Consider the following 21820-nt stretch of genomic DNA (forward strand, 5'->3'; position numbering starts at 1 on the left):
GGGTTCGGAGCGAGCGCCGACTCCCGGCCGTCGTTCGCTGTGACGCATTCACGTGTGCCAAGTCACCCGGGTATGCGCTTGCCCGACCATAGCAGATCTTTCCTAACGCGCGACAGTAGCGCGCGTTAGGTGGTATTGAACTGCAACTTTTCTTTGAGCCTAGCTCCGCCTAGGCGGCCGTGGCCTCGCTCTTCGCATCCGCCTCCGCGGGTTGCTCCCGGGTCTCGACCTGCTCCTGGGCCTCGACCGCCTGAGCAGTGCGTTCTTGCTCCTCGGAGGCCTCGTCGGCGGCCTGCTCGAGGAGTTCGGCGGTGCGCTGGGCGCCGCGTTCGGCAGCGTCGAACATGGCGGCGGACAGGACGAGGGTCGAGCCGACGATGACGAGCGCGAGCCCGGCCGCGCCGCCGGAGACGAGGTAGGGCATCTGGCCGTCGACGTAGGCGAGCTCGGCCATGCCCATCCACGCGAAGGTGAGGACGACCCCTCCGGCCATCCAGAAGAGCAGGCCGAGGAAGCGGAGACGGGTTGTGGGGGAACCGGACACAGTCACTCCATTGTGGGCTAAGAGGGATTTTCGGTTTTCGCTACCGCGAGGTAACCAAATCTAGCAATTTCTTGGTAGTTTGTGACAGATGCCATAGCCCGTTTTCTCCCGAAGGGTGTTCGTACATGGTGAACTCTCCCCCCGTACGTCGTTATCTCCTCTCCGCCTCGCTCCTGACCCTCGCCGCGACCGGCTTCGCGGCGGCCCCCGCCCAAGCCGAGACGGCGGAGATCCTCGCCGCCGACAGCCCCGACGCCATCGCCGGCGAGTACCTCGTCGCCTTCGAGGACGGGGTCGAGACCCAGGTCGTGGACGAGTTCGGCGGCGACGTCGAGTCCGTCTTCGGCTCCGTCGACACCGTGCTCGCCGCGATGAGCGAGAGCGAGGCCGAGCGCCTCGCGGCCGACCCGTCCGTCGCCTACGTCGAGCAGAACCAGACCCTCGAGATCCAGGCGACGCAGGACGACCCGCCGTCGTGGGGCCTCGACCGGATCGACCAGGCCGCCCTGCCGCTCTCGGGCTCGTACACCTACCCGAACGGCGGCGAGGGCGTCACCGCCTACATCATCGACACCGGGATCTGGGCGAGCACCCCGGACTTCTCCGGGCGCACCGGCACCGGGTTCTCCGCGATCCTCCCCGGCCTCCAGGGCCTCGACTGCAACGGCCACGGCACGCACGTCGCCGGGACCGTCGGCGGCAGCACTTACGGTGTGGCCAAAGCGGTCACGATCGTGCCCGTGCAGGTCCTCAACTGCCTCGGCTCCGGCACCACCGCCGGCGTCATCCAAGGCGTGGACTGGGTGACCGCGAACGCCGTCAAGCCCGCCGTGGCGAACATGAGCCTCGGCGGCGGCGTCAGCGACGCCCTCGACGCGGCGATCGCCGCGTCGATCGACTCCGGCGTCACCTACGCGGTGGCGGCGGGCAACGAGACCGCCGACGCGTGCGGCGTCTCCCCGGCCCGCACCCCGGAGGCGATCACCGTCGCCGCCTCGACCGAGGCCGACGCCCGCGCCGACTTCTCCAACTACGGCGACTGCGTCGACCTCTTCGCGCCCGGCGAGGACATCACCTCCACCTACCTGCTCGGCCAGCCCAGTTCGCTGAGCGGCACCTCGATGGCCTCGCCGCACGTGGCCGGCGCGGCCGCGGTCTACCTCTCGGCCCACCCGGACGCGTCCCCCGCCGAGGTCGCGGACGCCCTCACCGGCGCGGCCGCCCCGGGGGCGGTGAGCGACGTGCAGGGCAGCCCGAACCTGCTCCTGCAGGTCACCGATTAGCGTGGACTCCACAGGGGCCCGGCCGCTTCGGCCGGGCCCCGATCGCGTTTCCGGGCCAGGGAAGCCGGACCTCCCGAGCGGCCCGCGCCGCAGGATGGGCGGGGGGACGCAATGCTCATTTACGGCTCGCAAGCTTCGCCGAGGCCCGCGCTCCGCTCGCAGCGAACACGGAGCCCAGGCGCGTCCGATCGTCGCCCCGACGGGCTAAGGTCTGGGTTGGTAACCGCATCGCCGAGTGCATATCGCCGAGACAGAATGAAGGTGCAAGACATGGAGCATTCGATTCCGTTCTCCTCGAAGCTGGAGAAGGACGTCGTCAACGCGGTCGCACGTCGCGGTGGTGGCGACCCGTCCTCGGTCGGCCTGGACAGCATGGTCTTCGACCGGCTGCTCAAGGAGCACATCCTGTTCCTGGGCTCCGACGTGAACTCCGAGATCGCCAACCGCCTGTGCGCGCAGCTCCTCCTGCTCGAAGCCGAGGACCCTGACCGCGACATCAAGCTCTACATCAACTCGCCCGGCGGCTCGGTCTACGACGGCATGGCCATCTACGACACCATGCAGTACATCAAGAACGACGTCGCCACCGTCGGCATGGGCATGGCCGCCTCCATGGGCCAGCTCCTGCTGTGCGCCGGCACCGCCGGCAAGCGCTACGCGCTTCCGCACGCGCGCATCATGATGCACCAGCCCTCCGGCGGCATCGGCGGCACCGCCTCGGACGTCGCGATCCTCGCCGAGCAGATGCTGTACACCAAGCAGATGTTCCAGGAGCGCGTCGCCGAGCACACCGGCCGCACGATCGAGGAGATCGAGCGCGACTCCGACCGCGACCGCTGGTTCACCGCCGCCGAGGCGAAGGACTACGGCTTCATCGACCACGTCGTCAAGCGGGTGGCCGACGTCCCCGCCGAGGCCAACTAGTAAGGAATAGGGGAACCAGATGATGGACATCCACGCCCAGGCCGGCGGCGGCTTCGACCCGCGCGCCCGCTACATCGTCCCGTCGTTCACGGAGAAGACCTCGTACGGGATCAAGGAGATGAACCCGTACAACAAGATGTTCGAGGACCGGATCATCTTCCTCGGGTCCCCCGTCGACGACACGTCCGCGAACGACATCATGAGCCAGCTGATCGTCCTCGAGGGCAACGACCCCGACCGGGACATCATCATGTACATCAACTCGCCGGGCGGCTCGCTCACGGCGCTGATGGCCATCTACGACACGATGCAGTACGTGCGCCCGGACATCCAGACCGTGTGCATGGGCCAGGCCGCCTCGGCCGCCGCCGTGCTGCTCGCGGCCGGGACCCCCGGCAAGCGCACCGCGCTGCCGAACTCCCGCGTGATCGTCCACCAGCCCGCCACCGAGGGCACCTTCGGCCAGGCCTCCGACATGGAGATCCAGGCCCGCGAGATCATGCGCATGCGCGACCAGCTCGAGAAGATCCTCGCCCGCCACACCGGTCAGCCCGTGGACAAGGTCCGCCGCGACATCGAGCGCGACAAGATCTTCACCGCCGAGGAGGCCGTCGCGTACGGCATCGTCGACAACGTCCTGACCTACCGCAAGAAGAACGCCCTGCCCGCCGAGGCCGCGGCGTAGCCACGCCCGAGAGCGACGGGCCGGGCGTCCAGCCCGCGGACGCCCGGCCCGTCGTCCCGCGCCACCTGACGGAAGCTCACCTCCGTTCGATCCGCCCCCGATGTCGCCCGGCCGCGATACCGTGGCCCCGGCCCCGTGGCACAGGTCCCGCGGCCCAGGTCCCGCAAGGGTGGCGCGGTGGCCGCAAATGCGAAATACTGGATCGAGACACCGGTTCGTCCTGAATCAACGGACCCGGATCGGTGGCACCGGTTGACCTTTCAACGATGGAGCAAGAAAGCACGCTCGGCCTGAGCCCACGGGCCCGCCGAGGGAGGGAGTTACCGCGATGGCACCTCGCCTGGGTGACAGCGAGATCTTGAAGTGCTCGTTCTGCTCGAAGTCGCAGCGGCAGGTCCGCAAGCTCATCGCGGGCCCGGCCAACGTCTACATCTGCGACGAGTGCATCGACCTGTGCAACGAGATCATCGAAGAGGAGTTCGCCGAGGAAGCCGACGTGGCCTGGGAGGACCTGCCCAAGCCCAAGGAGATCGTCGAATTCCTCGACCAGTGGGTCATCGGCCAGGACGCCGCGAAGCGCTCGCTCGCGGTCGCGGTCTACAACCACTACAAGCGCGTGCAGCTCGACGAGCTCGGCTCCATCCGCGGCGGCGACCACGTGGAGCTCCAGAAGTCGAACATCCTCATGGTCGGCCCCACCGGCTCGGGCAAGACCCACCTCGCGCAGACCCTCGCCCGGATGCTCGACGTCCCGTTTGCCATCGCCGACGCCACGGCCCTCACCGAGGCCGGGTACGTGGGCGACGACGTGGAGAACATCCTCCTCAAGCTCATCCAGGCCGCCGACTTCGACGTCAAGCGCGCCGAGACCGGCATCATCTACATCGACGAGATCGACAAGGCCGGCCGGAAAGCGGACAACCCCTCGATCACCCGTGACGTCTCCGGCGAGGGCGTGCAGCAGGCGCTCCTGAAGATCCTGGAAGGCACCCACGCGGCCGTGCCGCCGCAGGGCGGGCGCAAGCACCCGCACCAGGAGCACATCCAGATCGACACCACGAACATCCTCTTCATCTGCGGCGGCGCGTTCGCCGGGATCGAGGAGATCATCAAGTCGCGCGTCGGCAAGCGCACCGTCGGCTTCACCGCCCACCTGCACGACGCCGAGGACTCCGCCGAAGACGCGATCGTCTCCCAGGTCATGCCCGACGACCTCTTGAAGTACGGGCTCATCCCCGAGATGGTCGGGCGCCTCCCCATCCTGACCACAGTGGACCACCTCGACAAGGCCGCGCTCCTGCGCATCCTCACCGAGCCCAAGAACGCGCTGGTCAAGCAGTACCAGCGGCTCCTCGAGCTCGACGGCGTCGAACTCGAGTTCGCCGAGGACGCACTGGAACCGATCGTCGAGTCCGCGATGCTCCGCGGCACCGGCGCGCGCGGGCTGCGGGCCATCATGGAAGAGGTCCTCCAGCCCGTCATGTTCGAGATCCCCTCGCGCGCCGACGAGGTCGCGAAGGTCGAGATCACCGCCGACGTGGTGCGCCGCAACGTGAACCCCACACTCGTGCCCAGGACGAAGGCCACCCCGCGGCGGGCCGTGCGCCTGCGCCGCGAGAAGTCGGCCTGAGGCGGCGCCGTTCTGGAACCCGCCGTTCTAGAGGCCGCCGTCGTACCAGCCGTCGTCGTACCAGCTCAGTCTTCCTTGTTCTCGTCCCGCAGGCGGCGGTCGATGTCCCGCAGGAAGTCCGGGTCGTCGTCAGGCGCGACCGGGCCCCACGGCGTGTGCGGACCGGCGCTGCCGTGGCGCGGACCGGGCTGCGGCCGTGGGGGCCTGGCCCGCCCGACCGTGAACCACAGGATCCCGCCGACGATCGGGACGAGCAGGATGATGAGCACCCACCAGGCGCGCGTGAGCTTCCTGGGGGCGTGTTCACCGCCGAGGCAGTCCGCGACCGCTGCGATGACCAGCGCCAGGTGTGCGAGGACCAGGAAGACGAACGCGCGGATCATGGTCCAATCATGCCTGTCCGCCGCGCCGTGTACAACAACGCCTCGGGTGGTTACCCGTAAGTAACTTCGTAGGATATAGTTCAGCCCGAGACGCCTGAACGAAAACTAAGGTCAACAAGCGTCCTCTAGTACGACCTCGGAGGTTGTCGATGAACATCGTGGTTCTGGTCAAGCAGGTCCCGGACTCGGGACTCGCGAGACAGCTGGACGCCCAGTTGCGGGTCGACCGCAACGGCGCCAACAACGTCATGGGAGAGCTCGACGAGTACGCCGTCGAAGCCGCCCTCCAGCTCAAAGAGGCCCAAGGCGGTGAGGTCACCGTCCTCACCCTCGGGCCGAGCCAGGCCACGGAAACCGTACGCAAGGTCCTCGCGATGGGCGCCGACAAGGCCGTGCACATCGAGGACGACGCCGTCGGCGGCTCTGACGCCCTCACCACCTCCGCGATCCTCGCCGCGGCCCTCGGCCGCCTCGAATGGGACCTCGTGATCGCCGGCGCCGAGTCCACCGACTCCGGCATGGGCGTCATGCCCCAGATGCTCGCCGCCCGCACCGGCAAGCCCGCGCTCACCGGCGCCCGCAAGATCGACGTCGACGGCACCACCGTCACCGTCGAGCACCAGCGCGCCAACGGATACGACGTGCTCAGCGCGGACCTCCCGGCGATCGTCTCCGTCTGGGACACCATCAACACCCCGCGCTACCCGTCGCTCAAGGGCATCATGGCCGCGAAGCGCAAGCCCGTCGAGACCCTGGCCCTCGCCGACCTCGGCGTCACCGAGGCCGGGCCCGCCGCCGCGGGCAACGAAGTGCTCAGCGCCGCCGAGCGCCCCGCCCGCACCGCCGGCCAGATCGTCACCGACGAAGGCCAGGGCGGCGCCGCGCTCGCCGAATTCCTCGCCGCCGAGAAGTTCATTTAGGAGCCGATGATGACTGACATCCTTGTGTACGTGCCGAACTCGGGCAAGCACGCCGCTGAGGTCCTCACGCTGGGCCGCTCCCTCGGCGACGTCTCGGCCGTCGCCTTCGACGACGCCTCGGCCGCACTGGCGGGCGAGTACGGCGCGGCGAAGGTCTACCGCGTCGACGCCCCGGGCGCCGACGACTACTTCGTGGATCCGAAGGCGACCGTCCTCATCGACCTCGCGCGCTCGGCCGCGCCGGGGTGCTTCCTGCTGCCGAGCACCGACGAGGGCAAGGCCCTCGCCGCCCGCGTGGCGGTGGCGCTGGAGAACGGCCTGCTCACGGACGTCTCGGGCCTGGAGGCCGACGGGACCGCGACGCAGGACGCGTTCGCGGGAGCGACCGTGGTGAAGTCCAAGTCCACCAAGGGGTTCACGCTCGCGACCGTGAAGGCCGGCTCCACTGAGCCCGCTCCGGCGCCGGGCGCCCCGACGGTGGAGGCCGTCTCGGCGACCTTGGCCGAGACCGACCAGCGCGTCAAGGTGACCCAGCGGGTCGACGAGCCCGCGGGGGACCGGCCGGGCCTGGCCGAGGCCGGCATCGTGGTCTCCGGCGGCCGCGGTGTGGGTTCGGCGGAGGACTTCGCGCTCATCGAGCGCGTGGCGGACTCCCTGGGCGGCGCGGTGGGCGCGTCGCGCGCGGCGACGGACGCCGGGTACTACCCGCACAAGTTCCAGGTGGGCCAGACCGGCACGACGGTGAGCCCGCAGCTCTACATCGCGGCCGGCATCTCGGGCGCGATCCAGCACCGCGCGGGCATGCAGACCTCGCGCGTGATCGTGGCGGTCAACAAGGACGCCGACGCGCCGATCTTCGGCATGGCCGACTTCGGCGTGGTGGGCGACCTGTTCCAGGTGCTCCCGCAGGCGCTGGAAGAGATCGAGAAGCGCAAGTAGCGAAACGCGACGCGGCCCGGCCCGCCCCGAAAGGGGCGGGCCGGGCCCGTGCGTTGTCGAGGGTGGCCGCGCGCCTGGGGTGAGGGCGGCTCGTGTTCGCCATCGCCCCCGTCTTCGATGGTGCCTCGCGCGTACGACAGGCGGGCGATTCGCTTGGGGGAGTTGGGCGGTTCGCGGCGCTTGCCTGCAAATCGGGCATTCGCAAGCGCCCCCGGTTCGATGATGGCATCGGGGTCCGACGGGCGGCGGGGTGATCGGCGGGCGGCTGCGCGACGAGTTGTGTTGCGAGGGCGGCTCGGGTTCGGAGTCGCCCCGGTTCGATGGTGGCTCGGGGGACCGACATTTCGTTGAAACAACGGTGCGTTACGCTTCGGGACAGCCTCTCGTTATATAGAACCTACATACGATGTTGGAGGAATCCGCAAATGGCCGCCCAAGCCGCCTCGATTGCCGCGCCGAGCGTTCTCGCTGATCTCCTGCCCGCTCGCACGAAGGCCGCCGCGTACGCGCGGGACGCCGTGCTCGTGCTCGGCGGTGCCGGCGCCGTCGGCGCTTCCGCGCAGATCGCGATCACCATCCCGCAGATCAGCCCGGTCCCGTTCGTGCTCACCACCTTCACCGTGCTGCTCCTCGGCGCCGCCTACGGGCCGCTCCGCGCGGGCCTGACCCTCGCGGTGTACCTCGCCGCGGGCGCGGCGGGCGTCCCGTGGTTCACCGAGGGCACCTCCGGCTTCGCCATGCCGACCTTCGGCTACATCCTCGGCTTCCTGGCCGCCTCCGTCGCGGTCGGCTTCCTCGCCAAGCGCGGCGGCGACCGCACGATCCTGAAGACCGTGGGGCTCATGGTCGTCGGCAACGTCCTCATGTACGCGTTCGGCGTGCCCTACCTCGCGTTCGCGCTCGACATGAGCGCCTCCGACGCGATCGCCGCCGGCATGACCCCGTTCCTCGCGGGCGACGCCGTCAAGCTCGTCGTCGCCGCGCTGCTGCTGCCCGGCACCTGGGCGCTCGTCAACAGGTTCCGCGACAGCGAGAGCTAGAGCTCCTCGCTCACAGGCGTAAAGCTCAAGGGCCCCACCGGATCTCCGGTGGGGCCCTTTCGCGTGCGTCTTATTCGATCTCCCAGCCGATGCCCAACGCCCCCGGGCGGGGGACCGGTTCGGCCAGCGCCACGGTCCGGTTGGGGCCCAACTGGAGGTCGCCGGTCTCGCGCTTCTCGCGCTGCAGGCTCGACTGCGCGAAGCGGTACACGCGCCTCGGGATCGCGTCCGGCGCGAACCGCACCTGCAGCGAGTACTGGTCGACCGGGTAGCGGAACGCGTTGCCGTGCCCGCTCGACCTGCCGCCGTTGCCCTGCACGACGATCTCGAACAGGTGCGTCGCGCCCTTCGGCAGCGGCGTGTCGAACACGATCTCCGCCAACGCGACCGGCGCGTCCGGGTGGCGCAGGATGTTCGGGACGCTGCAGTCGCGGACCGGTTTGAACTCGATGTCGTCGATGTCGCAGCCCTCGTCGCCGCGGTATAGGAGGATGTACCGGTCGACGTCGTCGCGCCTGGCGCGCACCAGCATCGACAGCTCGAACACCGACTCCTGCCATTCGGAGTCGACGTGGACGATCACCTGCTGGCTGAGGATGTCCAGGGTGTGCTCGCGGGAGGCGGGCACCTGGTCGCACAGTTCGCGGACGGCGTCGCCGCCGAGGACCGCGTCAGGGCGGGGGAGCTGGCCGCGGATGGAGCGGGGGCCGCGGGCCCGCTTGGGGCCCAGGAGGACCCGCAGGGACCCGGCGGGGAGTTCGAGGAGGTCTTCGAGGGCCGTCACCGCCGCGAGGGACTCGGCGCGCTCGGGGCGGGACCGGCCGGACTGCCAGTAGCTGAGGCTCGTCGTCGACACGGTGATGCCGCGCATGGCGAGGCGGTGGCGGATGCGGTCGAGACCGAGCCCGCTGGTCTGGATGGCCACTCGCAGGGCAGTGTGGAACGGCCCGGCGCGTAGCGCTTCGGCGAGCTCAGGCGTCATCGGCACACACACTTTCTCTCGACTCGGGCGTCGAAGACTCGACACTTCTGCGGCACCCGGTCTCGGGGGGCGACCCCTTTGCGATCGGAAAGGTAGGAGGATTCGTCAGATTCTATCTCGCGCGCACCACGACGCATTACGCCGACTAATGCGGAAGATCCAGGCGCCGATTTCCCACCCCTCGGAACGGTGCGGAGCCGCTCCCGGAAGCGCCGCCGCGGCCCGCCCGAGTGAGCCGGGACGCCCCGGCCACGGCGAAGCGAGCGGGCCGTGCACCGAACGTAGACTGGAGGGGCCATGGCCTACCTCGATCACGCCGCGACCACGCCGATGCTCCCCCAGGCGCTCGACGCCTACGTGCGCACCGCCCGCGCCCTCGGCAACGCCTCGTCCCTGCACGGCTCCGGGCGCTCTGCCCGCCGCACGGTCGAGGAGGCCCGCGAGCGCATCGCCGAAGCCCTGGGCGCCAAACCCGGGGAGGTCATCTTCACCGGCTCGGGCACCGAGGCGGACAACCTCGCCGTCAAGGGCGTCCACTGGTTCCGACGCACGCCGGAACGCAACCGGGTCGTGACGACCGCGATCGAGCACCACGCCGTCGCGGACGCCGTGGCGTGGCTCGGCGACCACGAGAAGGCCGACGTCACGGAGCTGCCGGTCGACAAGCTCGGCCGCGTCGACACCGCCGTCCTCGCCGAGCTCCTCGACGAGCGCGGCGCCGAGGTCACCGTGCTCACCTGCATGTGGGCGAACAACGAGGTCGGTACCCTCCAGCCCATCGCCGAGATCGCCGCGCTCGCCGCGGCGCACGGCATCCCGGTGCACACGGACGCGATCCAGGCCGTGGGCCACGTCCCCGTGGACTTCGCCGCGTCCGGCGCGGCCGCGCTCGCCCTCTCGGGCCACAAGCTCGGCGGCCCCACCGGTACGGGCGCGCTCATCCTCCGCCGCGATGTGAAGGCCGTGCCGCTCCTCCACGGCGGCGGCCAGGAGCGCGAGATCCGCTCCGGCACGCTCGACGTGCCCGGGATTGCCGCGCTCGCCGAAGCCGTCTCGCACGCCGTGCGCACCCAGGAGACCGAGTCGCGGCGGCTCGCGGCGCTCCGCGACGACCTCGTGGCCCGCATCCGCGCCACGGTCCCTGAAGCGGTCTACAACGGCGACGCCGAATCGCGCCTGCCCGGGAACGCGCACTTCTCGTTCCCCGGCTGCGAAGGCGACGCCCTCCTCATGCTCCTCGACGCCGCCGGTGTCGAATGCGCCACAGGCTCCGCCTGCTCGGCCGGGATCGCCCAGCCCTCGCACGTCCTCCTCGCGATGGGCGCCGAAGCGGACGACGCCCGCTCCTCCCTGCGCTTCACGCTCGGCTGGCCCACCACCCAAGCCGACGTCGACGCGCTCGTCACGGCCCTGCCCGAGGCCGTGCGGCGCGCCAAGACCGCCGGGCTCTCCTAGCCGCTCCCGAAAACGGGCCTAAGGTTGAACACGTGAAACTGCGAGTACTGGCCGCCATGAGCGGCGGAGTCGACTCGGCCGTCGCCGCCGCCCGCGCCGTCGAGGCCGGGCACGACGTCACCGGCGTCCACCTGGCGCTGTCCAAGAATCCCCAGACCTACCGGACCGGGGCCCGCGGCTGCTGCACCATCGAGGACTCCCGCGACGCCCGCCGCGCCGCCGACGTCATCGGCATCCCCTTCTACGTGTGGGACATGGCCGAGCGCTTCCACGAGGACGTCGTGGAGGACTTCTACGCCGAGTACGCGGCCGGGCGCACCCCGAACCCGTGCCTGCGCTGCAACGAGAAGATCAAGTTCGCCGCCGTCCTCGACCGCGCCCTGGCCCTCGGCTTCGACGCCGTCGTCACCGGCCACTACGCCCGCAAGGGCGAGGACGGGCTCCTGCGCCGCGCCGTCGACCCCGGCAAGGACCAGTCGTACGTGCTCGCCGTGCTCACCCCGGCCCAGCTCGCCGGCTCCGTGTTCCCCCTCGGCGACACCCCCAAGGACCAGGTCCGCGTCGAGGCCGAAGCGCGCGGCCTCGCCGTCGCCAAGAAGCCCGACAGCCACGACATCTGCTTCATCGCCGACGGCGACACCTCCGGGTTCCTCAAGAACCGGTTGGGCCGCAAGGAAGGCGAGATCGTCGACGCCGCCTCCGGGGAAGTCCTCGGCAGCCACGACGGCTCCCACCAGTTCACCATCGGCCAGCGCCACGGCCTCGGCCTCAAGCGCCCCGCCGCCGACGGCAAGCCCCGCTACGTCCTCTCGATCACGCCCGTCGACAACCGCGTCGAGGTCGGCCCCCGCGAGGCCCTGCGCGTCGACCGCATCCGCACCGGCGCGCCCGTGTGGCTCGCCGCCGAGCGCACCGGCCCGTTCGAGGCCGAGATCCAGCTCCGCGCCCACGGCGAGGTCTACCCGGCGACGGTGACCCCCGAGGACGGCGGGCTCACCGCGAAGCTCCACAAGCCCGCGTTCGGCGTCGCCGCCGGCCAGGCCCTCGTCGTCTACGACCCTTCGGACGACGGCGACGCGGTCCTCGCGTCCGGCACCATCGACGCGACGCAGAGCTACGCCTCCGCAAGCGTCGGCGAGGGTGAGTCTGCGGAGACCGCGAGTGTCTGAGGCGCTGCCCATGGGCGTCGCCACCGGCGTCGGCTCCATGCCCGGGACGGACGTCCACGAGGCCGTCAACATCGTCTTCGGGGAACTCCCCGAATGGCCGATCCTGCCCGAGCTGCCCGACCGCGGCCTCGGCGCGGACATGATCGGCCGCGGCGCGGCCCTCCTCGAAGGCCTGCCCGTGCAGTGGTGGGCCTTCCGCTGGGAGCTCGCCGACCTGGCCGGCCGGGACGCCCGCCGCGCCCTCGACTTCCTCGAACGCGACCTCGACGCCCTCCACGGCGTGAACGCGACCGGTCCGGTCCGCCTGACCGCCGTCGGCCCGTTCACGCTCGCCGCCAACCTGTGGCGGCGCACGGGCGGCGCGATGCTCGCCGACCCCGGCGCGGTCGCCGACCTCACCGCGTCCCTCACCGAGGGCCTGCGGAACCACGTGGCGGCTGCGCAGGCGCGGATGCCGAACGCCGCCTTGTCGGTCCAGATCGACGAGCCGAGCCTCCCGGCGGCGCTGGCGGGCCGCGTGAACACCGAATCCGGTCTCGACTTCTACCGGCGGGTGCCGCCGGAGGTCGCGCGCGAGCGGCTGCGGGAGCTGACCGAGCGGGTGGGCGTGCCGGTGGTCGTGCACTGCTGCGCGCCGGACGTGCCGGTGAAGCTGCTGGAAGAGGCCGGGGCGCAGGCGCTCTCGGTCGATCTGACGCTGGTGGACCTCGACGACGTGCCGAAGGTCGACGCACTGGGGGAGTACCTGGACGGCGGCGGGCGGCTCATCGCCGGGGTCGTGCCCTCGCTCGGGCAGCCGCGCCCGGGGGTCGCGAAGGAGGCGGCCGACCGGGTGCAGGCGCTGTGGCACCGGCTCGGTTTCGACCCCGAGCAGCTGCCGCGGCAGGTGTCCGTCTCGACCACGTGCGGCATGGCCGGGGCGAGCCCCGACTACGCGCGGTTCGCCATGGAGGCCAGCCGCGAAGCCGCCGAGCGGCTCCGCGGCTGACCGCGGCTCCTTACGGCTGGGGGTGCTCGGCCTGGAACTGCGCCATCTTGTCGTTGAACTCCTTGGTGGAGTTCAGGTGCGGGAACGGCTCTGCGGGGATCGGCAGGTCGAGGGCCTTGCACAGCGGCTCCCAGCCGGCGCCGGTCTCGAACTCGACGAGGCGCCCGGCGGGGACGGTCTCGCGGACGCGGTCGTGGTACCGCTCGTAGGCGGCTTTGACGGCGGCCGTGTCGCCGGTGCGGTCGGCGTCGCCGAAGGTCTTGGTCCACAGGCCCTCGATCATCGCGAGCCATTCGGGGCCGGCCTCGACCAGCGGGTCTTCGAAGCGCTTGAAGATGGTGTTGTTGACGCTGGTCCACCAGGTCTCGAAGCTGTCGCGCCGGGAGAGCACGACGATCGCGTCCGGGTACTGCTCGGCGAGTTCGGCGTAGAACGCCGAGGCGGGCCAGTCGACGGCGGCCGCATAGCCCTCGAAGAGGGCGTCCCAGTCGGGGTAGTCGCCTTCGGCGGCGGCCTTGAACGCGGGAGGGTCGGTCTCGGCTCGGGCGAAGACCTCGGCCATGTGGTGGCAGGGGGCGCCGAGGAGGGTTTCGAGGGCGTTCTTGAGGGTCATGGTTCCGGTGCGCGGGAGTCCCGCGCCGATTACACGCAACATTCACGTAACATAAACGGCCGCAACGGAACAGGCAAGAGTCATGAACGCGGGCGTCTAGTCCCGGTGAGCGGGACGCCAGTGGCGCGGCAGCTCAGTGACCGCCGCGCCACCGAAGGTGACTTTGGACATTCCCTCAGGCAAACTCGCGGTACCGGCTTTGCACCTGCCCGGCGAACTCGCGGGCGACCTCGTCCGCGGCCGCGTCGTCCGGCGGGTGGATCACGAACACCGAGACGTACAGCTCCTCGTCCACCACGGCGTACCGGTAGTCGTCGTTGTAGGTCCCGATCCCGGTGAAGGAGTCGTCGGCGAGCTCGGTCGCTTCGTAGCCCATGCCCGCGGCGTCGAGCAGGTCCTGCTCGATCGCGTCCGAGGCGCCCGCCGCGTCGGCGAACCGCTTGACCTCGAGTCGGAGGTAGGCCTCCGTCGTCTCGGAGCTGTAGCCGCAGTAGAGGGTCCCGGTGGCGTCGGAGTAGTACTCCAGTTCGGTGCTCGCCTCGCGGAGGGCGTCGTCCGAGTCCAGCACGGCCGCTTCGTGGCCGAGCTGGCGGAACATCGCGGCGGCCTTGGTGGTGTCGAACTCGTAGCAGCGGTCGGCGGTGAAGAACGCGTTGCCCGACACCTGGTTCTGCACGTCCTCATAGGACTGATAGGTGCCCATCCAGTCGCACGCGGTCGTGGACTCGGCGGCCGCCTCTCGCAGGTCGAGGGCGCGCTGGTAGCCGAGGTTCCAGGCCAGCAGCGCCCGCTCCTCGTCCCGCTCCTCCCGGTCGAGCACGCAGTCGCGGTCGGCCTGGCTGAGGTCGGCATCGGCGAACACGGGCGCCGCGTCGTCGGAGAGGCCGGAGAGGTACACGAGGTCGACGGCGTGCTCGTGGTCGAGGTTGTAGCGGGCGATGAGCGCGTCCCGGTTCGCGGCGGCCAGGCCGAGCAGCGCGAGCGCGCCCGAGCCGAGCACGGCGCGCGGCAGCCAGCCGGCCCGGAGCTTCCAGCAGCAGACGATGACGAGCGCGAACAGGACCGCGAGCCAGATCTCCACGGTGAAGATCCACACGCGCATCCGGGTGAGCCCGTAGGTCTCGGCGTAGGTGTACATGCGGTACAGCGCCGAGGCGATGACCACCATGGACAGCGCGCAGAGGGTGCCGAGCAGGATGCGGGCCGCCCACCGGTCCCGCTTGGTGCGCTTCGGCGCGAGCCAGGCCGCGACGGCGATGACCGCGAGCGCGAGGGCCGCGACGAAGCTCAACTGCCAGAAGCCCTTGCGCGCGTACTCGGCGAAGGTGAGCCCGGCGGTCTCCATGACGTACGCCTCGCCGCCGAGGAACACCCGCAACTGGACCGCGATGAATGCCACGAACAGGAGGTTCAACGCGCCCAGCGGGACCGAGAGCTCGAACCGCGAGACCGTGCGGTGCTCGCCTTCGGGGCGCTCGGAGTCGAAGCGCGGCTTGACGACCGCGGTGTACGCCCACACGAGGACCAGCGGGAAGAGGACCGCGGCGAGCACGAGCCGCAGGAAGACCTCGGCCGCGTCGATCTCCGGCATGAGCCGCACGATGAGGTCCGCGAACGTGCTGTCCGCGGCGGCGAAGAGCCCGCCGAAGACGAGGAGCAGCGCGGCGGTGACGAGCACGACCCACAGGTTCCGCATGCTCGAGCCGCCGCCGGTCCTGGCGCGGCGGCCGCGCTTGGCCCACCGGAACGACTCGGCGAGGCCTTCGAGCCAGCCCATGAACACGGTGACGGCGGCGCCGCTGAAGCGCCGCTGCGGAGCGAGCGCGACCGGGGTGAGCAGGAACGCGGTCACGGTGCACAGGAGCACGACCCAGCCCGCGTCGCGGAACGCCGCGACCGACCACAGGGCCGCCACGAGCATCGCGCCCGGCAGGCGCGGCACCAGGTCCGACCGGTGGCCCGCCGCGAGCGGGACCGCGAGCATCGCGATGCCGGTGAGCGACAGGCCGATCCCGACGCCGCTGGGGTGGAACGCGGCCCACGCCCCGAACAGAGCGACCGCGATGACCAGCACGATGATCGCCGGTTTCGGCGTCTCGTCGGGCCGGTGCCAGCGCGGGTTCGGGGGAGGTGCGAAGCGCGGCTGGCGCTGGAGCTGCGCGTAGTACGCGGCCTGCCGCTGGTACTCGGCGGCGGTCACGGCCCCGGCGGGTTGGGGATGCGGCGCGGGCGGCGGCGGGACGGGCGCTGGGGCCGCCTCGGCGCGGGCCGGGGGCCGCGGGGGAGTCGCCTGCGCGGGAACGGGTTCCGGATCGGCGGGATGGTCCGGCCGGGAGTCGCCCATCGGCGTCTCGGGCCGGCGTGGTGCGGCCGGTGCCGCGTCCCGGGGAGGTTCGCTCGGCGTGCCGGCCGGTGTCGTCTCGGCGTTCTCGGGCCGCGGAGCTGGGGAGTCAGCGGGTTCGCTCATTGAAGAGCCCCTTCTCATCGGAGGGAGTGCCGACGATAGCGGCCGCCGTCAAGCAAGGGAAGTGTCCATTACAGAGCGTCAGCCCGCGGTGCCGGACAATTCATCCGAAGGTCCCGCATTTCCCAGGGTCTTGTGAGAACTCCCACCGGGCGCAACCTTGTGGTTCACTGGAATCGTGATGGCACAGAACGGACATGAAGGGCACGAGCACGACAGCGGCGCGCACAACGGCGACGGGCCCGGCTCGATCGGCAACCGCCTCAACTGGCTCCGCGCCGGCGTGCTCGGCGCGAACGACGGCATCGTCTCCACCGCCGGCATCGTCATCGGCGTCGCCGGCGCCACCTCGGACCGGTCCACGATCCTCCTCTCAGGCGTCGCGGGCCTGGTCGCCGGCGCGTTCTCGATGGCCGGCGGCGAGTACACCTCCGTCTCGACGCAGCGCGACACCGAGGCGACCCTCGTCGAGGGCGAGCGCCAGGAACTCGCCGAGGACCCCGACGGCGCCGAAGCCGAACTCGCCGCGAACCTCGAAGCCCGCGGCCTTTCCAGCGAGACCGCGCAGGACGCGGCCAGGGAGCTCTCGGAGCGCAACCCCCTGCGCGCCCACGCGGTGGTCGAGTACGGCCTCGACCCCGACGAGCTCACCAGCCCTTGGCAGGCCGCGATCTCCTCGTTCATCTCGTTCACCTGCGGGGCGCTGCTGCCCCTCGTCGCGATCACGCTGCTGCCCGACGGCTCCCGCGTCGTCGGCTGCGCGATCGCGGTCATCGCCGCACTGGCGCTCACCGGCTACACCTCGGCGAGGCTCGGCGGCGCGCCGCGCGCCAAGGCGATGCTGCGGGTCATGGCGGTCGGGGCGGCGACGATGGTCGCGACCTACCTCATCGGCTCGGCCTTCGGCGTCGCGACGGGCTAAAGCCAGTTGTGGCGCTTGAAGACCAGGTAGAGCAGCCCGGCCGAGAGCAGCATCATCCCCATGGCCATCGGGTAGCCGAGGATCCACGACAACTCGGGCATGTGCGTGAAGTTCATGCCGTAGATCCCGGCCACCAGGCCCGGCGTGAACAGGATCGCCGCCCATGACGAGATCTTCTTGACCTGGTCGCCCTGCTCGATGCTCGCGTGCGAGAGCTGCCGCATCTCCTCGTTCTGCGCCTGCGTGACCAGCGTCGAGTGCACGGTGAGCGCGTTCTCGAGCAGGGCCCGGAACGTGTCCGCGCGCTCGACGATGCGCAGCACGTGGTCGAGCACGTCCCGCATGTCCCGGCGCAGCTCGATGTCGACCTGGTACTTGTCGTACCCGGCCTCCAGAGACCGGAAGATCCGCACGAGCGGGTGCGTGGCCCGCTGGAAGCCCATCGCCTCGCGCGCGAGCTCGTAGATGCGGCGGGCGACGTCGGGATCGCCGGAGAACAGCTCGTCCTCGATCTCGTCGATGTCGTCCTCCATGCCGTCGACGACCGGGTTGTAGCCGTCCACGACCTCGTCGAGCACCGCGTACAGGACCGCCTGCGGCCCGAGCGCGAGCAGCTCCGGGTCGGCCTCGAGCCGGCGGCGGACCTGCGCGAGGTCGGGCGACTCGGCGTGGCGGATGGTGATCGCGAAGTTCGGGCCGATGAACAGGTGCACCTCCCCGAACTCGACCTGCTCGGTCTCCTCGAGGTACCGGGCGGGGCGCAGGACCACGAACAGGGTCTCGTCGAAGCGCTGCAGCTTCGGGCGCTGGTGCCCGGTGGTGGCGTTGGCGATCGCGAGGTGGTGCAGCTCAAACTCCTCGGCGACGGCCGTCAGCTCGGCCTCGGTGGGCCGGTAGAGCCCGATCCAGGCGAAGCCGCCGTGCTCGTGCAGGTCCTCGAACGTCTGGTCGAGGGTCACGTGGTGGGACTCGCGCACGCCCCTCCGGTAGATGGCGCTGTCGACGATCGGCATGCGGCCAGTCTAGGGGCGGGCCGCTCCGGCCCGAGAGGCGTGCGAGCGGCGCTCGCGTCAGTCCTTGGCGAGGTGCTCGACGGGCATCGTCAGGTACCGGTCGATGGTCGGGCCGATGGTCTCGGCCAGCTCGCTCGAGCTCAGCGACGCCACCGGCTCGAGCTTGAGGATGTACCGGGCCACGACGAGACCGAACACCTGGCTCGCGATGAAGCTGGCGCGCACCGGGATCCGGTCCACCTGGTCGCCGAGGACGTCCTCCACGGTCTTCACGATGCGGTGCTCGAACAACTGGCGGAGCACGAACGACATCGCGGGCTTCGACAGGCTCGTGCGGACCACCGCGAGCAGCTTGTCCTGGTGCGGGCCGTCCCAGATCGCCACGAACGCCGTCATCAGCCGCTCGCCCGCGCCTTCCACGCCCCCGGCCTTGAGGACGGCCGCGACCTCCGGGGCCGGGTCCATCGGCAGCTCGATCGCCGCGAGGAACAGGTCGTCCTTGGACCCGAAGTAGTGGTGGATCAGCGACGGGTCCACCCCGGCCTCGGTCGCGATGCGCCGCATGGAGACCGCTTCGAAGCTCCCTTCGGCGAACAGCCGCCGGGCGGCGGCCAGGATCTCGGCTTTCGTGTCGGGATTCCCTGTCCGCCGTCCGGCGCGCTTCGTTCTGGCCACGGATGAACCCTAGTTCGTGCGCCGCCGCAGCGTCGCGGCTCCGAGGACCGTTGCGACGAGCGCCGCAGCGGCCACGATCGAGAGGTCCCTCCACATGGCCGCGGTGATCTCGGGGTTGGTCTGCACTTCGGTGAGGGCCTTGACCGCGTAGGTGATCGGCAGCGCGTCAGAGACGCCTTGCAGCCACCCGGCCATCTGGTCGCGCGGCCAGATCAGGCCGCACAGCAGCAGCTGCGGGACGACGAAGACCGGCATGAACTGGATCGCCTGGAACTCGGTGGTCGCGAACGCGGACACGAAGAGCCCCAACGCCATCCCGAACAGCGAGGAGACGACCGCGATGAGGAACACCGCCCACGCCGGGCCCGCCGTCTCCAAACCCAGGAACAGGTACGCGACGCTGGCGGCGATCACGGTCTGGCTCGCGGCCGCCACACCGAACGCGATCGCATAGCCGCCGACGAGGTCGAGCTTCCCGGTCGGCGTCGTCATCAGCCGTTCGAGGGTCCCGCCGGTGCGCTCGCGCAGCAGCGTGATCGAGGTGATCATGAACATCATCATGAACGGGAAGAACGCCAGCAGGATCAGCCCGACCGAGTCGAACACGTCGGGCGCGGCGTCCATGATGGCGCTGATGAGCGCGATCATCAGGCTCGGCACGGCCAGGATGAGGACCACCGTGCGGCGGTCGTTGAGGAGCTGCCGCAGGATGCGCCCCGCGGTGATGAAGGTGATGCGCAGCGACATGTCAGTTCGCCTTCTCGAGTTCGCGGATGAGGTGGAGGAACGCCGCTTCGAGGTTCGCGGTGCCCGTCGAGGCGCGCAGGTCGGCCGGCGTGTCGTCGGCGATGAAGCGGCCCTCGCGCAACAGCAGCAGCCGGTCGCACCGGTCCGCCTCGTCCATCACGTGGCTCGAGACGAGCAGGGTCGCGCCCTGCTCGGCGAGCCCGCGGAACTGGTCCCAGAGCTCCTCGCGGATCACCGGGTCGAGCCCCACGGTCGGCTCGTCGAGCACGAGCACTTCGGGTTCGATGACGAGCGCGCACGCGAGGGAGGTGCGGGTCTTCTGGCCGCCCGAGAGGTTCGCGGCGAGCTTGTGCGCGTGGTCGCCCATGCCCACCCGCTCGATCGCGCCCATGGCCTCGGAGCGGCTGCGGCCGTAGAGGGCCGCGAAGTAGGCGACGTTGGCCTTCACCGAGAGGTCGGGGTAGATCGAGGCGTCCTGCGTGACATAGGCGACGCGGCTGCGCAGCGGCTTCGTCCCGGCGGGGCGGCCGAGCACCTCCACGGTGCCGGACTTGACCTTCTGGGTGCCCACGACAGCGCGGATGAACGTGGTCTTGCCCGAGCCCGAGGGCCCGAGCAGGCCGGTGACGGACCCGGCGGCGATGCGGGTCGAGACGGATTTGAGGACCGGCTGGCCGCCGCGGTCCACGACGAGGTCGTCGACGGCGATGGCCGCTTCGGGGGTGGGTGGCATGGGAGCCTCCAGTAATTCAACGGTTGATGAATTAACCGTAGCACGGGAATTCATCGTCTAGTGAATTACCTCCAGTGTCGCACAGCCGGGCCCGTTGAGCACGAAAAAAGCGGCCCGGACGCGCACGGGGACGTTGCGCGCGGCCGGACCGCTGCTCCACTCGATGACGGCTCGCAAGCTTCGCCGAGAGCGGGAGGTGAGTCTGTCAGAGGACGCCCTTGCTCCAGGGCCCCCAGATGGCGACCGTGCGCCCCGGCTCCAAGACCGGATCGCCGAGCTCGCCGCGCGTCGCGCCCTGCATGTTCGCGAACAGCACCTTGCCGTCAGGCGAGAACGTCGCGCCGCACCACTCCGTCCTGCCCTCGTGGTACACCAGCGGGAAGATCTCCCCGTCCCGCGTCAGGCCCCGCATCGCCGGCAGGTCCCGGCTCGTGTCCTCGCACAGGATCAGGTTGCCGCCGGGCGAGACCGTGATGTTGTCCGGATAGGACAAGAGGTCCGCATCGGGCGACTCGAACACCAGCTTGATCGTGCCGCCCTTGTGGCCGCGCGGCCGGTACTCCCACAGCTGGCCCTCGCCCTCGTCGCCGCCCGAAGTGGACGCGATGTAGACCGCGCCGTCACCGTAGAAGCAGCCCTCGAGCCGCCCGAACACCGCCGCGCCGCGCGCCCAGCCCTGGTCGAACACCGCGAGCTCGTTCGCCTCCGCGTCGGCAGGATCCGGCTCGTCGATGTCCACCCACTCCACGTACAGGCTGCGCCCGGCGCGCTGGCCGGTCCGCGTGTCGTAGTTCCACTCGTCGGCGATCTTCAGCATCTGCAGCTGCCCGCCCGCGGCGAGGTCGCCCGGCACGTTCGGCAGGAACCGGTAGAAGCCGGCCGTGTTCTGGTCCTCGGTCTCGTAGACCACGCCCGAGCGCGGGTCCACGGCCACCGCCTCGTGCACGAAGCGGCCCATCTCCTTGAGCGGCACCGGAACCGTCTCAACCTCCTCGGCGGACGGCACCTCGAACACGTACCCGTGGTCGGCCGCCCAGCCGGCGCCCGTCCCGGCCGTGGTCTCCTCGCACGAGAGCCACGAGCCCCACGGGGTCGGTCCGCCCGCACAGTTCACGATCGTGCCCGAGAGCGACTGCCAGGCCTCCACGAAGTGCGGCTCGCCGTCGTCCCAGCGCACGCTCATCGTCGTGGTCCCGCCGCCGCCGAGCGCGTCGTAGCGCCGCTCGGGGCTCCCGGCCGGGACGCCCACGCCGGGCTCGTTGCGCTCCTCGTGGTTGCGCACGAGCCGCCATTCGCCGCGCCGCCCGGTCGGGAAGCAGGCCATGCCGTCGTGCGCGAGCGGGGTGCGGTTGCCGTCCCGCATCGGAGACGCGGCCACCGCGAACACCTTGAAGTCGAAGCCCTCGGGGAGCCACAGGGTCTGGGCGAACCCGGACTCCGGGTCGGTGCGGGTGAGCTCGCGCAGCTCGCCGTAGCCGCCGTTGTCGGGGCAGCTGCGGTCCTTCTCGCCGTCCTTCGCATTGGCCGCGCGGATCGACAGGCCCTCCATCGCGGCGACCGCGAAGAGGCTCGCGCCGGCAGCGGTCGCGCCGCGGCGGAGGAAACTGCGGCGGTTCGAGCCGCCGATCGAGGTGATCGCCATGCCGGACTCCTTCGGGACGGGGCAAGCAAGGGGCTGTACGGGCCGTACGCGGCCGATCCTTCCGGCCCT

The 21820-nt window shown here is 70.6% G+C and carries 21 protein-coding genes; 11 read left to right on the plus strand and 10 right to left on the minus strand.

The window, feature by feature from the left end; all coding sequences use genetic code 11:
• Window positions 1-169: 169 nt before the first annotated feature.
• Complete coding sequence (locus tag O2L01_RS09480) at window positions 170-544, minus strand: hypothetical protein (protein ID WP_270121676.1); 375 nt, start codon at window positions 542-544, stop codon at window positions 170-172.
• 125 nt (window positions 545-669) lie between these two features.
• Between O2L01_RS09480 and O2L01_RS09485 the strand changes: the two genes are divergently transcribed.
• The 4 genes from O2L01_RS09485 (at window position 670) to clpX (ending at window position 5066) form a co-directional block, all read left to right on the plus strand.
• Window positions 670-1827 carry a S8 family peptidase gene (locus O2L01_RS09485; RefSeq protein ID WP_270121677.1) on the plus strand — a complete coding sequence of 386 codons (1158 nt, stop codon included), beginning with the start codon at window positions 670-672 and terminating at the stop codon, window positions 1825-1827.
• Between the two features lie 270 nt (window positions 1828-2097).
• Window positions 2098-2751: an ATP-dependent Clp protease proteolytic subunit gene (locus O2L01_RS09490; RefSeq protein ID WP_344469043.1), complete on the plus strand. Its 654-nt coding sequence runs from the start codon at window positions 2098-2100 to the stop codon at window positions 2749-2751.
• A 22-nt stretch (window positions 2752-2773) separates the two neighbouring features.
• On the plus strand, window positions 2774-3436 hold the full coding sequence (locus O2L01_RS09495; protein WP_270121856.1) for an ATP-dependent Clp protease proteolytic subunit: 663 nt from the start codon (window positions 2774-2776) through the stop codon (window positions 3434-3436).
• A 328-nt stretch (window positions 3437-3764) separates the two neighbouring features.
• Entirely contained in the window at window positions 3765-5066 is a 1302-nt protein-coding gene (clpX, locus tag O2L01_RS09500) for an ATP-dependent Clp protease ATP-binding subunit ClpX (RefSeq protein WP_270121678.1), read from the plus strand.
• Window positions 5067-5131: 65 nt separating this feature from the next.
• Here the strand turns inward: clpX and O2L01_RS09505 are convergent, their stop codons facing one another.
• Window positions 5132-5449: a PLD nuclease N-terminal domain-containing protein gene (locus tag O2L01_RS09505; protein WP_270121679.1), complete on the minus strand. Its 318-nt coding sequence runs from the start codon at window positions 5447-5449 to the stop codon at window positions 5132-5134.
• 149 nt (window positions 5450-5598) lie between these two features.
• Between O2L01_RS09505 and O2L01_RS09510 the strand changes: the two genes are divergently transcribed.
• From O2L01_RS09510 to O2L01_RS09520, 3 genes are all read left to right on the plus strand, one after another.
• Window positions 5599-6369 carry an electron transfer flavoprotein subunit beta/FixA family protein gene (locus O2L01_RS09510; protein WP_270121680.1) on the plus strand — a complete coding sequence of 257 codons (771 nt, stop codon included), beginning with the start codon at window positions 5599-5601 and terminating at the stop codon, window positions 6367-6369.
• A 9-nt stretch (window positions 6370-6378) separates the two neighbouring features.
• Window positions 6379-7308: an electron transfer flavoprotein subunit alpha/FixB family protein gene (locus O2L01_RS09515; RefSeq protein WP_270121681.1), complete on the plus strand. Its 930-nt coding sequence runs from the start codon at window positions 6379-6381 to the stop codon at window positions 7306-7308.
• 425 nt (window positions 7309-7733) lie between these two features.
• Window positions 7734-8348, plus strand: a complete 615-nt coding sequence (locus O2L01_RS09520; RefSeq protein WP_270121682.1) for a biotin transporter BioY — start codon at window positions 7734-7736, stop codon at window positions 8346-8348.
• 70 nt (window positions 8349-8418) lie between these two features.
• Here O2L01_RS09520 and O2L01_RS09525 read toward each other — a convergent pair whose 3' ends face one another.
• A complete protein-coding gene (locus tag O2L01_RS09525; RefSeq protein WP_270121683.1) occupies window positions 8419-9330 on the minus strand; it encodes a hypothetical protein in 912 nt (303 codons plus the stop codon).
• A gap of 297 nt (window positions 9331-9627) precedes the next feature.
• On the opposite strand from O2L01_RS09525, the gene O2L01_RS09530 reads away from it, so the two are divergent.
• From O2L01_RS09530 to O2L01_RS09540, 3 genes are read left to right on the plus strand one after another with little or no spacing between them, the layout of a single operon-like run.
• Window positions 9628-10785 (plus strand): cysteine desulfurase family protein, encoded by a 1158-nt coding sequence (locus O2L01_RS09530; RefSeq protein WP_270121684.1) that lies wholly within the window; start codon window positions 9628-9630, stop codon window positions 10783-10785.
• Window positions 10786-10823: 38 nt separating this feature from the next.
• Window positions 10824-11954: a tRNA 2-thiouridine(34) synthase MnmA gene (mnmA, locus tag O2L01_RS09535; RefSeq protein ID WP_344469119.1), complete on the plus strand. Its 1131-nt coding sequence runs from the start codon at window positions 10824-10826 to the stop codon at window positions 11952-11954.
• Window positions 11947-12942: a methionine synthase gene (locus O2L01_RS09540; protein WP_270121686.1), complete on the plus strand. Its 996-nt coding sequence runs from the start codon at window positions 11947-11949 to the stop codon at window positions 12940-12942. The genes mnmA and O2L01_RS09540 overlap by 8 nt, the downstream gene beginning before the upstream one ends.
• A 10-nt stretch (window positions 12943-12952) precedes the next feature.
• Here the strand turns inward: O2L01_RS09540 and O2L01_RS09545 are convergent, their stop codons facing one another.
• Window positions 12953-13597, minus strand: a complete 645-nt coding sequence (locus O2L01_RS09545) for a sulfotransferase family protein (protein WP_270121687.1) — start codon at window positions 13595-13597, stop codon at window positions 12953-12955.
• Window positions 13598-13730: 133 nt separating this feature from the next.
• Window positions 13731-16022, minus strand: a complete 2292-nt coding sequence (locus tag O2L01_RS09550; protein ID WP_270121688.1) for a DUF4153 domain-containing protein — start codon at window positions 16020-16022, stop codon at window positions 13731-13733.
• Window positions 16023-16200: 178 nt separating this feature from the next.
• Here O2L01_RS09550 and O2L01_RS09555 point away from each other — a divergent pair, with 178 nt between their 5' ends.
• Window positions 16201-16941 (plus strand): VIT1/CCC1 transporter family protein, encoded by a 741-nt coding sequence (locus O2L01_RS09555; RefSeq protein WP_270121857.1) that lies wholly within the window; start codon window positions 16201-16203, stop codon window positions 16939-16941.
• Here O2L01_RS09555 and O2L01_RS09560 read toward each other — a convergent pair.
• The 5 genes from O2L01_RS09560 to O2L01_RS09580 all read right to left on the minus strand — a co-directional run bounded on the left by O2L01_RS09560 (window position 16938) and on the right by O2L01_RS09580 (window position 21751).
• Window positions 16938-17954, minus strand: coding sequence for a magnesium and cobalt transport protein CorA (locus O2L01_RS09560; protein ID WP_270121689.1), 1017 nt, complete (start codon window positions 17952-17954; stop codon window positions 16938-16940). The two genes, O2L01_RS09555 and O2L01_RS09560, sit on opposite strands and share 4 nt — an antisense overlap.
• A 57-nt stretch (window positions 17955-18011) precedes the next feature.
• Window positions 18012-18629 carry a TetR/AcrR family transcriptional regulator gene (locus O2L01_RS09565; RefSeq protein WP_270121690.1) on the minus strand — a complete coding sequence of 206 codons (618 nt, stop codon included), beginning with the start codon at window positions 18627-18629 and terminating at the stop codon, window positions 18012-18014.
• A 9-nt stretch (window positions 18630-18638) separates the two neighbouring features.
• On the minus strand, window positions 18639-19376 hold the full coding sequence (locus O2L01_RS09570) for an ABC transporter permease (protein ID WP_270121691.1): 738 nt from the start codon (window positions 19374-19376) through the stop codon (window positions 18639-18641).
• A 1-nt stretch (window position 19377) separates the two neighbouring features.
• Window positions 19378-20109, minus strand: coding sequence for an ABC transporter ATP-binding protein (locus O2L01_RS09575; RefSeq protein WP_270121692.1), 732 nt, complete (start codon window positions 20107-20109; stop codon window positions 19378-19380).
• A gap of 205 nt (window positions 20110-20314) precedes the next feature.
• Window positions 20315-21751, minus strand: a complete 1437-nt coding sequence (locus O2L01_RS09580; protein ID WP_270121693.1) for an alkaline phosphatase PhoX — start codon at window positions 21749-21751, stop codon at window positions 20315-20317.
• Window positions 21752-21820 lie beyond the last annotated feature (69 nt).

This window comes from Glycomyces lechevalierae, assembly GCF_027622945.1.
Classification (GTDB): Bacteria; Actinomycetota; Actinomycetes; order Mycobacteriales; family Micromonosporaceae; genus Glycomyces; species Glycomyces rutgersensis.

Coding starts and splice junctions, on each gene's coding strand:
- O2L01_RS09575 (WP_270121692.1), bottom strand. CDS start 20,109: ATGCCACCCACCCCCGAAGCGGCCATCGCCGTCGACGACCTCGTCGTG.
- O2L01_RS09555 (WP_270121857.1), top strand. CDS start 16,201: ATGGCACAGAACGGACATGAAGGGCACGAGCACGACAGCGGCGCGCAC.
- O2L01_RS09550 (WP_270121688.1), bottom strand. CDS start 16,022: ATGAGCGAACCCGCTGACTCCCCAGCTCCGCGGCCCGAGAACGCCGAG.
- O2L01_RS09545 (WP_270121687.1), bottom strand. CDS start 13,597: ATGTTGCGTGTAATCGGCGCGGGACTCCCGCGCACCGGAACCATGACC.
- clpX (WP_270121678.1), top strand. CDS start 3,765: ATGGCACCTCGCCTGGGTGACAGCGAGATCTTGAAGTGCTCGTTCTGC.
- O2L01_RS09530 (WP_270121684.1), top strand. CDS start 9,628: ATGGCCTACCTCGATCACGCCGCGACCACGCCGATGCTCCCCCAGGCG.
- O2L01_RS09510 (WP_270121680.1), top strand. CDS start 5,599: ATGAACATCGTGGTTCTGGTCAAGCAGGTCCCGGACTCGGGACTCGCG.
- O2L01_RS09490 (WP_344469043.1), top strand. CDS start 2,098: ATGGAGCATTCGATTCCGTTCTCCTCGAAGCTGGAGAAGGACGTCGTC.
- O2L01_RS09560 (WP_270121689.1), bottom strand. CDS start 17,954: ATGCCGATCGTCGACAGCGCCATCTACCGGAGGGGCGTGCGCGAGTCC.
- O2L01_RS09515 (WP_270121681.1), top strand. CDS start 6,379: ATGACTGACATCCTTGTGTACGTGCCGAACTCGGGCAAGCACGCCGCT.
- O2L01_RS09525 (WP_270121683.1), bottom strand. CDS start 9,330: ATGACGCCTGAGCTCGCCGAAGCGCTACGCGCCGGGCCGTTCCACACT.
- O2L01_RS09580 (WP_270121693.1), bottom strand. CDS start 21,751: ATGGCGATCACCTCGATCGGCGGCTCGAACCGCCGCAGTTTCCTCCGC.
- O2L01_RS09505 (WP_270121679.1), bottom strand. CDS start 5,449: ATGATCCGCGCGTTCGTCTTCCTGGTCCTCGCACACCTGGCGCTGGTC.
- O2L01_RS09520 (WP_270121682.1), top strand. CDS start 7,734: ATGGCCGCCCAAGCCGCCTCGATTGCCGCGCCGAGCGTTCTCGCTGAT.
- O2L01_RS09485 (WP_270121677.1), top strand. CDS start 670: ATGGTGAACTCTCCCCCCGTACGTCGTTATCTCCTCTCCGCCTCGCTC.
- O2L01_RS09570 (WP_270121691.1), bottom strand. CDS start 19,376: ATGTCGCTGCGCATCACCTTCATCACCGCGGGGCGCATCCTGCGGCAG.
- O2L01_RS09495 (WP_270121856.1), top strand. CDS start 2,774: ATGGACATCCACGCCCAGGCCGGCGGCGGCTTCGACCCGCGCGCCCGC.